The organism is Ramlibacter sp., assembly GCF_035706265.1.
GTDB lineage: Bacteria > Pseudomonadota > Gammaproteobacteria > Burkholderiales > Burkholderiaceae_C > Ramlibacter.
The window spans coordinates 1-12,387 of the sequence record NZ_DASSVG010000094.1; the positions used below are offsets into that span (position 1 = coordinate 1).

Sequence of the window (12,387 nt, forward strand, 5' to 3'; positions counted from 1 at the left end):
GTCCGATCACGGACACCGCCGCCACCGGCTGGCCGCGGTCGTCGAACACGGGCGCAGCGAGCGCCGCCACGCCCGGCAGGCGCTCGTTGACCGCGACCTCGTACCAGCGCTCGCGCACGGTGGAGAGCATGCGCTCGACCGTCGCCACGTCGCGCGGCGCCTCGCCGGCCAGCCCCGGAGCCGGTGCCGCGAGCGCGGCGGCGCGCTTCTCGGCCGGCTGGAAGGCGAGGATGGCGCGGCCGAGCGCGGAAGACACCGCCGGGATCACCGAGCCCGGCCGGATCGTGAGCGCCACCTGGTCGTTGCGCGTGAGCGTCTCGATCACCGTCACATCCGCCGCCCCGGCCTGGATCGCGAGCGCCACGGTCTGTCCGCTGTCCACGTGCAGGCGCGCCAGGTGCGTTTCGGCCATGTTGCGCAGATCGAAGCTCTCGGCCACGGTGATCGCGAAGCGGTAGGCCTTCCAGCCGAGCCGGTAGCGGTCGCTCGCCGGATCCTGCTACACGAAGCCGAGCTCGCGCAGCGTGACCAGGTGGCGGTGCACGCGGGCCTTGGTCTGCTGCAGCCGGCGCGCGAGCTCGCTGGTGCCGACGGGCACGTCGCTGTTGGCCAGCTGCTCCAGCACGGCGAAGGCGACGCCCACCGCCTGCACGGATGCAGCCAGCGCCTTGGGTTCCTCGGCAGGGATTTGCTCGGTCATGGTTGACAGCCTGAACGGCTAGATCCTATCATTTCTCGGCAAACGAGACAATCGTATCGTATAGCGAGACAAATAAAGGATTCGCCGATGAAAGAGATCCCCATCCGGTGGCAGCCGGGCACCTACACCCGGGTGCCCTATGGCGTCTTCCAGCGCGAGGACGTGCTCGAAGCCGAGCAGCGCCGCATCTTCGAGGGCCCGGTCTGGAACTTCCTCGGCCTCGAAGCCGAAGTGCCCAACGCGGGCGACTTCAAGTCCACCTTCGTCGGCCGCATGCCGGTGGTGATGACGCGCGACACCGACGGCGAGGTCTACGCCTTCGAGAACCGCTGCGCCCACCGCGGTGCGCTGATCTGCCTGGACGAGTTCGGCAACGCGCCCGAACACACCTGCGTCTACCACGCCTGGCGCTACGACCTGCAGGGCAACCTGCGCGGCATCGCCTTTGACAAGGGCGTCAACGGCAAGGGCGGCATGCCCGAGAGCTTCTGCCGCGAGCACCACGGCCCGCGCAAGCTGCGCACCACCACCTTCTGCGGGCTCGTCTTCGGTAGCCTGCACGACGACGTGCCGCCGATCGAGGAATACCTGGGCGAGGAAGTAACGGGCCGGCTCGAGCGCGTGCTGGGCCGTCCGGTCGAGGTGATCGGCCGCTTCACGCAGGCGCTGCCGAACAACTGGAAGCTCTACACCGAGAACGTCCGCGACACCTACCACGCGAGCCTGCTGCACACCTTCTTCACCACCTTCGGCATCACCCGCCTGACGCAGGAAGGCGGCGTGATCATCAGCGAGGACGGCGGCAACCATGCCAGCGCCTCGTACAGCCGGGTGATCGACGGCGCCGAGGGCGCCTACAAGCAGCAGGCAATCCGCTCCGACAACCAGGAGCTGCAGATCGGCGACCTGTCCATGCTCGAGAGCGTCGACGAGATCGGCGACGGCATCGTGCTGCAGATCCTGAGCGTGTTCCCCGGCTTCGTGCTGCAGCAGATCCAGAACTGCCTGGCCGTGCGCCAGCTGCTGCCCAAGGGCGTGGAGCGCAGCGAGCTGAACTGGACCTACCTCGGCTTCGCCGACGACACGCCGGAGCAGCGCAACGTGCGGCTCAAGCAGCTGAACCTGGTGGGCCCTGGCGGCTTCATCTCGATGGAAGACGGCGCCGTCGGCGGCTTCGTGCAGCGCGGCATCGCCGGCGCGCAAGACCTCGAGGCGATCGTCGAGATGGGCGGTGACTCGGTGGCGTCCAGCGACGGACGCGCCACCGAAACCTCGGTGCGCGGCTTCTGGAAGGCGTACCGCCGCCACATGGAGATCTGAGATGGTCGACGTGCTCGCCCTGGCCGCCTTCAACGCGGCCTACGCCCAGGTCATCGACAGCGACCGGCTGGAACAGTGGCCCTCCTTCTTCACCGAGCGGTGCAGCTACCGCATCACCAACAGCGACAACGCGCGCGAAGGCCTGCCGGCCGGCATCGTGTACGCGGATTCGCGCGCCATGCTGGAGGATCGCGTCGCGGCCCTGCGCGAGGCGAACATCTACGAGCGGCACCGCTACCGGCACCTGCTGGGCCTGCCCTTCGTCACGTCGGCCGACGAGCACGGCGCCGTCGCCAGCACGCCCTTCATGGTGGCGCGGATCATGCACACCGGCGAGACGGCGCTGTTCGCCACCGGCGAGTACCGCGACCGCTTCGAGCGCGTCGAGGGCCGCCTGCTGCTGGCCGAACGCGTGGCCGTGTGCGACAGCAACGTGACCGACACGCTGCTGGCGCTGCCGCTCTGACATGGTTCGCAGGATCGCGCTGTCCACCGGCGACCCGAACGGGATCGGGCCGGAAATCGTCCTGAAGACGCTGGACGCGCTGCGGGGCGAATCCGGCCTCCAGGCCACCGTCTTCGGTGCCGGCGAAGTCCTGGCGCAGACGGCGCAGCGGCTGGGCCTGGAGCAGCTGCTCTCGGCCACCCCGCACCGCGAGTGCGGCACGCTGGCACCCGGCGCTTTCCGCCCGGGCGAGGTCAGCGCGGAAGCCGGCGCCAGCACCATCGCGGCCGCCACGGCAGCCATCCAGGCCTGCCGGTCCGGCGAGTTCGACGCGGTGGTGGCGGGGCCGCACCACGAGACGGCGATCGCGAAGGCGGGCATTGCGTTCAGCGGCTATCCCTCGCTGCTCGCCCGTGCCTGCGAGCAGCCCCCCGACAGCGTGTTCCTGATGCTGGTGGGCGGCGGGCTGCGCATCGTGCACGTCACGCTGCACGAAAGCGTGGCCTCGGCGCTGGCCCGCATGTCGCCCGACCTGGTCGTCGCGGCGACGCAGGCCGGCGTACGCGCCTGCCGCACCATGGGCCTCGCGCAGCCGCGCGTCGCCCTGTTCGGGATCAATCCGCACGCCTCCGAAGGCGGTCTGTTCGGCCCCGAGGACGCGCGCCACGTGGAGCCGGCTGCGCGGCGGCTGCGGGAGCTCGGCATCGACGTGTCGGGCCCGCAGGGCGCCGACGTGCTGCTCGCCGACCGCCGGCACGACCTCTACGTGGCGATGCTGCACGACCAGGGCCACATCCCGGTGAAGCTGCTCGCGCCGCAGGCCGCGAGCGCCCTGTCGATCGGCGCCGACGTGATCCTCGCCAGCACCGGCCATGGCAGCGCGATGGACATCGCCGGCCGCGGCACGGCCCGGCCCGATGCGCTGCTGCGCAGCCTGCGCCTGGTGGCGGGCCTTTCCTGACTTGCAGTCCCCAAGGACGACAGCCCCATGGCTTACGAAATCCGCATTGCGGGCTCGGACGTGCGCTTCGCGTGCGAGCCCCAACAGAACATCCTCGACGCCGCGCTGAAGGCCGGCATCGAACTGCCCTACTCCTGCCGCAAGGGCGTGTGCGGCAACTGCGCCGGCGGCGTGACCGCAGGCGAGGTCCGCGGCCCGGCGCCCGGCGAAGCCACGCCGCCCGGCGAGCACCTCTACTGCCAGTGCCAGCCTGGCAGCGACGTCGAAATCGCGCCGCAATCCTGGCGCCGGATCGATCCGGCGGCGCGCAAGACCTTCACCGTCAAGGTGTTCCGCAACACGCTCGCAGCGCCCGACGTGAGCCTGCTGCAATTGCGCATGCCCGCCGGACAGCGCGCGAAATTCCGTGCCGGCCAATACCTGCAGGTGCTGCTGCCCGATGGCAGCCGCCGCTCGTATTCGATGGCGAATCCGCCGCACGAGAGCGACATGATCCAGCTGCACATCCGGCACGTGCCGGGCGGGCAGTTCACGGCAATCGTGCAGCGGCTGCAGCCCGGCGACAGCCTGCAGATCGAGCTGCCGTTCGGCAGCTTCGAACTGCAGGAAGACTGGCCCGCACCGATGCTCTGCGTGGCGGGCGGCACGGGCTTCGCGCCTGTCAAGTCGCTGCTGGACGACATGGTCAAGAAGAAGGTGCAGCGCCCCGTCACGCTGCTCTGGGGCGGGCGCGACCGCGACAGCCTGTACCTGATGGCCGCCGTCGACAAGTGGCTCAAGCAGTTGCCCGGATTCGCGTTCGTGCCGGTGCTGAAGGACGCCGCGCAGGCGCAGGCGCTCGCGGGATTCCACGGCCGCGTGGACGAAGCCGTGCGCAGCCGCTTCGATTCGCTGGCAGGACACGAGGTGTACTGCTGCGGCTCGCCGGCCCTGGTGGCGGGCGTGAAGAAGGTGTGCGTGGGCGAGAAAGGCCTGGCCGAGGGGCAGTTCTTCAGCGACGTGTTCGTTCCAGGGCCCGTGGTCGTCTGAGCACCAGCGCTCAGGGGCGATTCAACGAGGTCGCGCCGCGGGCTTTGCGCCCGCGGCACCGTCGGCAGTCACGAGGCGTCCCCTCGAACCAGCGGAGCGCCTGTGCCGGCTCAATCGAGCTTGGCGCTCTTCACGATCGCGGCGAACTTCTTGCGCTCGCTCTGCACGAACTTCGCGAACTCCGCCGTCGGCATGCCGCTCGGCTGCGCGCCCTGCTTCTCGAGCGTCTCCTTGACGTCCGGCATCTGCAGCACCGCGGCGATGTCGCGCTGGATCTGGGCGACGACGGGCTCCGGCGTGCCCTTGGGAACCCAGATGCCGAACCACTGGTTCAGCTCGAACTGCTCCAGCCCCGGCGTGGCGGCGATCGGCGGCACCTGGGGCGCGGCCGGCGAGGAAGCCTTGGAGGAAACGGCCAGCGGCTTCAGCGAACCCTTCTGCACGTGGGGCAGCCCCGCGGGAAGGCCGGCGAAGCCGATCGAGACGTGGTTGGCCAGCAGGTCGGTGATCGACGGGGCGATGCCCTTGTACGGCACGTGCACCATCTGCGTTCCGCTCAGCTGCTCCAGCAGGACGGCCGCCAGGTGCTGCGGCGTCCCCGGACCGGAGGACGCATAGGTCACCTTGCCGGGGTTCTTCTTCGCGTAGGCGACGAGTTCGGCAATGTTGGAATACGGGTTGGACGGGTGCGTGACCAGGATGAAGGGCAGCCGCACTGCGAGCGTGACCGGCACCAGGTCGGTCTCCGGGTCGTACTGCATCTTGTCCATGATGAACTGGTTGATCACCACTTCGGCCGTCGCCGACATCATGATGGTCAGGCCGTCGCCCGGCGCGCGCGCGACGTACGTCGCACCGATGGTGCCGCTGCCGCCCGGCTTGTTGTCCACGATGACGGTCTGCTTCCAGCGCTCGGACAGCTTCTGCCCCACCAGGCGCGCCACCGGATCGACACCGGCGCCCGCCGGGTAGGGCACCACGATCTTCACCGGCTTCTGCGGCCACTCCTGCGCGCTCGCGCCGGCCACGCAGCCGAGGACGGCAACGGCGGCCGCGAGCAACTTCCATGCTTTCATCTTGTCTCCTGGGAAAATGAAAAAGGCCTTCCGCCGGCTCACGCCGGGCGGAGGATTTCGGCGATACGCTGCGCGATCAGGGCCGATACGCGCTCGTTCGATTCGTACGTGACGCCCGCGACGTGCGGCGTCAGGAAGAGGTTGGGAACGCCGGCCAGCGCGGATCCGGCCGGCAGCGGCTCGTGCGCGAACACGTCCACCGCGGCACCGGCGAGCGCCCCCGAGCGCAGCGCCCGTGCCAGCGCGGCCTCGTCGACGATGCCACCGCGCGCGGTGTTCACCAGCACGGCGCCCGGCTTCATCAGGCCCAGCCGCCGCTCGTCCACCAGGCCGGCGTTCTGTGCCGAATACGGAACGTGCAGGCTCACGACGTCGGCTGCGCGGAACAGGTCGTCCACCTCGTCGCAGCGCGTGGCATCGCGCCAGGCGGGGTGCGCCGTCGGCAGCATCGGGTCATAGGCCAGAACACGCACGCCGACGGCGCGCGCCAGTTGCCCGACACGCTGCCCCACGGAGCCGTAGCCCACCAGGCCCAGCACCTTGCCGGCGACCTCGCGTCCGGAGGCGAGGCGGGCCCGCGGCCATGTGCCCGCGGCCACTTCGGCGGAGGAGAACAGGAATCCGCGCAGCAGGACCATGGCCAGGCCGACCACGTACTCGGCGACGGCCGCGGCATTGGCGCCGATGGCGGGAACGACGGCGATGTTGCGGCTCGCGCAGTACGCCTGGTCGATGTTGTCCAGGCCCACGCCGAGCCGTCCCACCGCCACCAGGCGGCTCGCGCCGGTCAGCAGCGATTCATTGACCTGCGTGCGATTGCGCACGATCAAGGCGTCGGCGTCGCGCAGCGCCTCGGCGAGATCGGCGGGCCGATCCACCAGGTCGGGGGCGTACACGACCGCGAACTCTGCGCGCAGGGTCTGGACGGCGGCCTCGTCCATGAACTCGGTGATGACGATGCGTCGGGACATGCTCGCTCCCGCCGTCATTGCCACTGGTGGCTCACGCGGAACTTGCGCAGCGCCTCCAGGTCGGGAGCGACACCGAGGCCCGGCGCGTCCGGCAGCGTGACCATGCCATCGACCACCTGCGGGTACGGCGTGGCGAGCAGCTCGCGCAGCGGATTCGGGTTGGAATCCACCTCCACGTAACCGGCACCGCCGACGGCCGCCTTCAGGTGCATGGAGGCAACCAGGCCGATGCCGCCGCCCAGCCAGTGCGGGCAGAACATGCGGCCCGCCGCCAGCACGTCGCGCGCCACGGGCAGGCAGCCGCTGAAGCCGCCCCACTTGCCCAGGTCCGGCTGCACCACGGCGAAGGCATTGCTGGCCAGCGCCGCGGCGAATTCGTTGGCGCCGCGCATGTTCTCGCCGGCCGCGAGCGGCAGCGGCGATTCGGCAGCGAGGCGCACCCACTCGGACCACGGCCGGTCCGCAGCCAGCGGCTCCTCCAGCCACTGCAACCCGAACTCCGCGCTGCGGCGGCTCATCTCGATCGCCTCCTCCAGGCTCCAGGCCTGGTTGGCATCGACCATCAGCGGCGCATCGGGACCGAGGAGTTCGCGCAAGGTGCGCAGGTTGGCGAGGTCGCGCTCGACGCCGAAGCCCACCTTGAGCTTGAAGGCGCGGAAGCCTTCGTCCCGCTTGGCGGCGGCGAGCTTTTCCGGCCGCGTCGGGCTGAGTCCCGAGGCATAGGTGGCGATCGTGTCGGTGCCGCCGAACAGGCGCCAGAGCGGCTGGCCCTGCCGCCGGCCGACCAGGTCCCACAGCGCCATGTCGGCCCCCGCGATGGCCTGCGCCACCGTGCCGGGCTCGCCGCACTGGATGCCCAGGATGTGGAGGCGGCGGGTCGCCTCGCGGAACGCGTCCGCCGGCGAATCCCATGCACGCTCCAGGAAGATCGGCGCGACGGCGGATTCGAGCAGGCGGGCGCGGTGCTCCGCGCCCACGCTGGGGAAGTTGCACCAGATCTCGCCCCAGCCCACGGCGCCATCGCTGTCCTCGGCCCGGACCAGCACCGCCGGCCGGTCGTGCATGATGCCGAAGGAGGTCTGGACGGGCTCGTCGATGGGCACCCGGAACACGAAGGCTTGCAGCTTGGCGAGCCTCAAGGGCGAGGGAAGGCTGGGCACGTGGCCCGGAAGGTCGGTCATCGTTTCTTGCGGAGAGCTGGGCTGGGTTGATGTTGTCCGGCGAACAGGTCCAGTTCCACCTGGATCATGTGGGCGGGATACTGGATGTGCGCGTAGTAGACGATGCGCCCTCGTGCGTCCTGCAGCGAACGGCACACGTCGACGATCGGGTCGGCCACGCCGATGTCCAGGTGCGCTGCCGTTTCCTCGTCGGAGACGGTGACGCGCATGATCTGGCGTGCGGCCGCGATGGGCATCCGGGGCAGTGCCGCCAGCTTCGGGATCACGGGCGCGCTGCTGAAGCCCTCCGGATCGAGCGCGAACACGTCCTGCGCCAGGTAGATCTCGATCAGGCAGTACGGCCTGTCGTCGCGGTAGTGCACGCGGCGCAGCCTGCGATAGGGGCCGACCACCTCGCCGGCGTCGAAATGCGGCACCAGCGGATGGTCGTCCTCGTCGATCGCGATCAGCCGGATCTTCAGTTCCGACACGGTGCGCACCAGCTCGTCGAAGCTGGTCGCGAGCTTGAACCAGCGCTGCTGCGACAGGTCCTTGGTGACGAAGGTGCCGCGCCCGCGGGTACGGCGGATCAGGCCCTCTTCTTCCAGGCGGGCGAGCGACTCGCGCAGCGTGATCCTGGAGACCTGGAACTCCCGCTCCAGCGCGTTGAGCGTCGGGATCTGCGCGTCCACCGGCCAGTCCTGGCGCTCGATCTTCTGGCGCATCAGGTGGGCCACCTGGAGGTACAGGGGCACCCGGCTTTTCTGGAACACCGAAGCTTGGTTGGTCACAAAGTAATGATATCAAGCACTTTGCTGTCCCGGCAAGGGAAACGTACGGTCAGGCCGCACGGGTGCGCGAACTTCCCGAAACGCAAGACGTCTTGAGCAAAAAGCAATTGCGACGGCCGGGCCCCGTCCCTAGCATGTTCGCGCTATGACCGAACCCCAAAACCTGCAGCGCCCCGTCTACATGGACTACGGCGCCACCACGCCCGTCGACCCCCGCGTCGCGCAGGCGATGATGCCCTTCCTGTTCGAGAAGTTCGGCAATCCCGCTTCGCGCAGCCACGCCTACGGGTGGGAAGCGGAAGAGGCGGTGGAAGAAGCGCGCGAGCACGTGGCCGCCCTGCTCAACGCCGACCCGCGCGAGATCGTCTGGACGTCGGGGGCCACGGAGGGCAACAACCTCGCCATCAAGGGGGCCGCCCAGTTCTACGCCACCAAGGGCAAGCACATCATCACGCAGAAGACCGAGCACAAGGCGGTGCTCGAGACCGTGCGTGAACTGGAACGCGAAGGCTTCACCGCCACCTGGCTCGACGTCGACGCCGACGGCCGCGTGCCGGTGCAGCGCGTGATCGACGCCATCCGGCCGGACCCCGTGCTGGTGTCGATCATGATGGTGAACAACGAGATCGGCGTCGTCAACGACGTGGCGGCCATCGGCCGCGCCTGCCGCGAGCGCGGCGTGCTGTACCACTGCGACGCGGTGCAGGCCGCCGGCAAGATCCCGATCGACGTGCAGCAGCTCTCGGTGGACCTGCTGACGGTGACTTCGCACAAGGTCTATGGCCCCAAGGGCATCGGTGCGCTGTACGTGCGGCGCAAGCCCCGGGTGCGGATCAACGCGCAGATCCACGGCGGCGGCCACGAGCGCGGCATGCGGTCCGGCACGCTGCCCACCCACCAGATCGTGGGCATGGGCGAGGCCTTCCGCATCGCGAAGCTGGAGATGGCCGAGGAGAGCGCGCGCGTCGGCGCACTGCGCGATCGCCTGCTCGCCGGCCTGCGCGAGATCCCCGAGATCCAGGTGAACGGCTCGCTGGAGCACCGCGTGCCGCACAACCTGAACGTCAGCTTCAGCTTCGTCGAAGGCGAGTCGCTGATGATGGGGATCAAGGACGTGGCCGTGTCTTCCGGCTCCGCCTGCACCTCCGCTTCGCTGGAGCCCTCGTTCGTGCTGCTGGCGCTCGGGCGCAGCGACGAACTGGCCCACAGCTCGATCCGCTTCACGCTCGGCCGCTTCTCCAACGAACAGGAAGTCGACTTCGTGGTCGACCTGCTGAAGGCGAAGGTCGGCAAGCTGCGCGAGCTGAGCCCGCTGTGGGAGATGCACCAGGAAGGAATCGACCTGTCGAAGATCCAGTGGGCGGCGCACTGAGCGCTCGCCGCCCTTCCCGCCGCGGCGGGAAGGGCCGGCACCCGGCTTGCTAGCGCGAGCTGCCGGTCAGGCGCGCCGGGGCGCCAGCAGCGCCTCGATCGCCTGCCCCGCCGCCAGCACGCGCGCGTCGTCGCCGTGGCGGCCGATCAGCATCAGGCCGACGGGAGCGGTGCCTGCTTCATGGCAAGGGATGGAGATCGCGCAGCCATCCAGGAAGTTCGCGAACGTGGGGTTGCGCAGCATCGCGAGGTTGACGCGGCCGTACTCGTCGTCGTGCTCCAGTGCCGAGATCGCCGGCGCGATCGTGGGCACCGTGGGGCACACCAACAGGTCGACGTCTTCCATCTCCGCCGTCACGGAGCGGATCCACTGGCGGCGGAAGGCCTGCAGCTGCGCGTAGTCCTCCACCGTCTGCGTCGCGCCCTTCTCGATGCGCACCTTCACGCGCGGATCGTATTCCGCGCCGCGCTGCGCCATGCGTTCGTGGTGGGCCGCGAAGGCTTCGGCGGCGACCAGGCCGCCCTTGACATTGGCGCCCGCGAGTTCGCCGAACTGCCTCAGGGCGAGTTCGGAGATGCACACGCCCGCGCCGGACAGGCGCGCCAGGGCGGACGAGAACGCAGCGGCGACGTGCGCATCCAGCCCGTCGAGCACCACCGTTTGTGGCACGGCAAGGTGCAGCCCGGCGAGGCCCAGCTGCGCATCCGCGGCCGCGGGCGCATCCGCCAGCACCGAGTGCAGGATCGCGCAGCAGCGGGCGGTGGCCGCGAGCGGGCCGACGCTGTCCAGGCTGGAAGAGAGCGGGAACGCGCCCTCCATCGGCACGCTGGCCGCCGTCGGCTTGAAGCCGGCGATGCCATTGAGCGCCGCCGGGATGCGGCAGGAGCCGCCCGTGTCGGTGCCCAGGGCGCCGGCCGCCATGCCGTCGGTGACGAAAATGGCCGCACCCGACGAGGAGCCGCCGGGGATGCGCCGCAGTGCGCGCTCGAACGTGTTGGCCGGCGTGCCGTAGTGCGGGTTCAGCCCCAGGCCCGAGTAGGCGAACTCGGTCATGTTGGTGCGGCCCACCACCACGAAGCCGGCGGCCTTCAGGCGCGCGACGGCTGCGGCATCCCGCTGCGCCGGCGCCGCGTCCTTCAGCACCGCCGAACCGGAGGTGGTCACCTGCCCGGCGATGTCGAACAGGTCCTTCACCGACACCGGAATCCCGGCCCAGGGCCGGTGCTCGCGGCCGGCCTTGCGCGCGGCATCCACCGCATCGGCGGCGCGCCGCGCATTCTCCGCGTCGACGCGCAGGAAGGTCCGGCGGCCCTCGCCGGCCGGGTCCTGCGCGCGGTGCAGGCACTGCTCCACCAGCGCGCGGCTGGTGAGCGTGCCGGCCCGCAGGCCGCGCGCCAGTTCAGCGATCGGGGCGATCACGCGGGGTCGTAGTAGTGGATCTCGAGCAGCACGCAGCCGCCTTCGGACTTGAAGGGGCCGTGCCAGGCGCCCGGCGGACGGCAGGCATACGTGTTGGGCGGGAAGGGCGTGCCGCCCTGGCCGTTCTTGTCGTTGCCCACCGTCAGGTCGCCGGAGACGAGGTACACCTCTTCCCAGTAGTCGTGGACGAAAGGCTCGGTGGTGTACACGCCGGGCGCGAACTTCAGCAGCCGCGTCTGCGAGCCGCGCTTGTTCTTCGTGTCCAGGCCGCCGGAGAGGATCTTCTCGTAGACGTTCAGTTCCGGCGCGTAGCCGGGCGGCTTCTGCCAGCCACCCTGCATGTCGATGGTGTGGAATTCCTTGTGCTGCTTGTTGACTGCCATGTTGTCGTCCGATCAGGGGGAAGGGCCGCGTCGCTCAGCCGGCGATGGGAAGGGTCTCGATGTCGTAGGCGTGCGCCAGCGTGCGCTGCAGCACCGGGTCGTGCAGCTCCATCTCGAAGCGCCAGGCCGGACGGATGCCGCCCTTGGCCGCGAGCGTACCGCAGAACATCAGGGTGCCTTCGGCCAGCACCGGCTCGCCGCCGGTCCACGCCGCGAGCAGGTCCCGCGGGTCCTGCATCGTGGTCACGGGTCCTTCCTGGTACAGCGTGCGCTTGCCGCCTTCGACGATGAACGCGCGCAGCACCAACTGGTCCCAGTGCGCGGCGACCTCGTCGAACGCCCAGAACCTGGCGCCGATCGGCTTCTCGCACAGCTGCTTGGAGATGGTGACGCCGATCGTTTCCACCTTGCGGTCGGTGTGGTCCGAGCCGAGACCCACCCAGAGGCGGCCGTCGAACTGCGCCAGCACGAATTCCACTTCGCCGCTCGATTCGCCGCCGCTCACCTGGATGGAAGGAGCCAGCGTCAGGCGCGAGGTGGCGACACGGTAGTAGACCGGCGTGGAGGCGGGGCGGCGCACGCCCAGCGCCTCCAGTTCGACGATGTGTTTTTCCATCGCAGCGCGGTCACGGCCGGTCCAGCCGGCGACGACCAGCTGGCGCACCGTGGCCTGGCGCGCCTGCGTGCCCGTGCGCGTGACGAATTCGAGGGAGAGGACTTGTTCTGACATGGGGATGGTGTTGGTGCGAAGGCGGCCGCG

Annotated in this window: 14 protein-coding genes; 5 read left to right on the forward strand and 9 right to left on the reverse strand. The window is 69.8% G+C overall.

Annotation, left to right across the window (positions count from 1 at the left end; all coding sequences use genetic code 11):
* Positions 1-412, reverse strand: a 412-nt coding sequence (locus tag VFM98_RS03610) for an IclR family transcriptional regulator domain-containing protein (protein WP_325108535.1), incomplete at its 3' end; no start/stop codon positions are given.
* A gap of 87 nt (positions 413-499) precedes the next feature.
* Complete coding sequence (locus VFM98_RS03615) at positions 500-700, reverse strand: helix-turn-helix domain-containing protein (RefSeq protein WP_325108536.1); 201 nt, start codon at positions 698-700, stop codon at positions 500-502.
* Positions 701-787: 87 nt separating this feature from the next.
* On the opposite strand from VFM98_RS03615, the gene VFM98_RS03620 reads away from it, so the two are divergent.
* Genes VFM98_RS03620 through VFM98_RS03635 form a run of 4 tightly spaced genes read left to right on the forward strand, consistent with a single transcriptional unit; the run spans position 788 to position 4,455 of the window.
* Entirely contained in the window at positions 788-2,020 is a 1,233-nt protein-coding gene (locus VFM98_RS03620; RefSeq protein WP_325108537.1) for an aromatic ring-hydroxylating dioxygenase subunit alpha, read from the forward strand.
* 1 nt (position 2,021) lies between these two features.
* On the forward strand, positions 2,022-2,486 hold the full coding sequence (locus VFM98_RS03625) for an aromatic-ring-hydroxylating dioxygenase subunit beta (protein ID WP_325108538.1): 465 nt from the start codon (positions 2,022-2,024) through the stop codon (positions 2,484-2,486).
* A 1-nt stretch (position 2,487) separates the two neighbouring features.
* Positions 2,488-3,426 carry a PdxA family dehydrogenase gene (locus VFM98_RS03630; RefSeq protein WP_325108539.1) on the forward strand — a complete coding sequence of 313 codons (939 nt, stop codon included), beginning with the start codon at positions 2,488-2,490 and terminating at the stop codon, positions 3,424-3,426.
* Positions 3,427-3,453: 27 nt separating this feature from the next.
* On the forward strand, positions 3,454-4,455 hold the full coding sequence (locus tag VFM98_RS03635; RefSeq protein ID WP_325108540.1) for an FAD-binding oxidoreductase: 1,002 nt from the start codon (positions 3,454-3,456) through the stop codon (positions 4,453-4,455).
* Positions 4,456-4,565: 110 nt separating this feature from the next.
* Here VFM98_RS03635 and VFM98_RS03640 read toward each other — a convergent pair whose 3' ends face one another.
* From VFM98_RS03640 to VFM98_RS03655, 4 genes are read right to left on the reverse strand one after another with little or no spacing between them, the layout of a single operon-like run.
* On the reverse strand, positions 4,566-5,531 hold the full coding sequence (locus tag VFM98_RS03640; protein WP_325108541.1) for a tripartite tricarboxylate transporter substrate binding protein: 966 nt from the start codon (positions 5,529-5,531) through the stop codon (positions 4,566-4,568).
* A gap of 38 nt (positions 5,532-5,569) precedes the next feature.
* Positions 5,570-6,502, reverse strand: a complete 933-nt coding sequence (locus VFM98_RS03645; protein ID WP_325108543.1) for a hydroxyacid dehydrogenase — start codon at positions 6,500-6,502, stop codon at positions 5,570-5,572.
* A gap of 14 nt (positions 6,503-6,516) precedes the next feature.
* The gene (locus VFM98_RS03650; RefSeq protein WP_325108544.1) at positions 6,517-7,683 is read right to left on the reverse strand and encodes a mandelate racemase/muconate lactonizing enzyme family protein; all 1,167 of its coding nucleotides are present in this window, start codon (positions 7,681-7,683) and stop codon (positions 6,517-6,519) included.
* A complete protein-coding gene (locus tag VFM98_RS03655; RefSeq protein ID WP_325108545.1) occupies positions 7,680-8,453 on the reverse strand; it encodes a GntR family transcriptional regulator in 774 nt (257 codons plus the stop codon). The genes VFM98_RS03650 and VFM98_RS03655 overlap by 4 nt, the downstream gene beginning before the upstream one ends.
* Before the next feature lie 145 nt (positions 8,454-8,598).
* Between VFM98_RS03655 and VFM98_RS03660 the strand changes: the two genes are divergently transcribed.
* Entirely contained in the window at positions 8,599-9,825 is a 1,227-nt protein-coding gene (locus tag VFM98_RS03660) for an IscS subfamily cysteine desulfurase (protein ID WP_325108546.1), read from the forward strand.
* A 66-nt stretch (positions 9,826-9,891) separates the two neighbouring features.
* On the opposite strand, the gene VFM98_RS03665 is transcribed toward VFM98_RS03660, so the two are convergent.
* From VFM98_RS03665 to VFM98_RS03675, 3 genes are read right to left on the reverse strand one after another with little or no spacing between them, the layout of a single operon-like run.
* A complete protein-coding gene (locus VFM98_RS03665; protein WP_325108547.1) occupies positions 9,892-11,244 on the reverse strand; it encodes an amidase in 1,353 nt (450 codons plus the stop codon).
* Positions 11,241-11,627, reverse strand: a complete 387-nt coding sequence (locus VFM98_RS03670; protein WP_325108548.1) for a cupin domain-containing protein — start codon at positions 11,625-11,627, stop codon at positions 11,241-11,243. The genes VFM98_RS03665 and VFM98_RS03670 overlap by 4 nt, the downstream gene beginning before the upstream one ends.
* Before the next feature lie 34 nt (positions 11,628-11,661).
* The gene (locus VFM98_RS03675) at positions 11,662-12,357 is read right to left on the reverse strand and encodes a DUF2848 domain-containing protein (RefSeq protein ID WP_325108549.1); all 696 of its coding nucleotides are present in this window, start codon (positions 12,355-12,357) and stop codon (positions 11,662-11,664) included.
* Between the last annotated feature and the right edge of the window lie 30 nt (positions 12,358-12,387).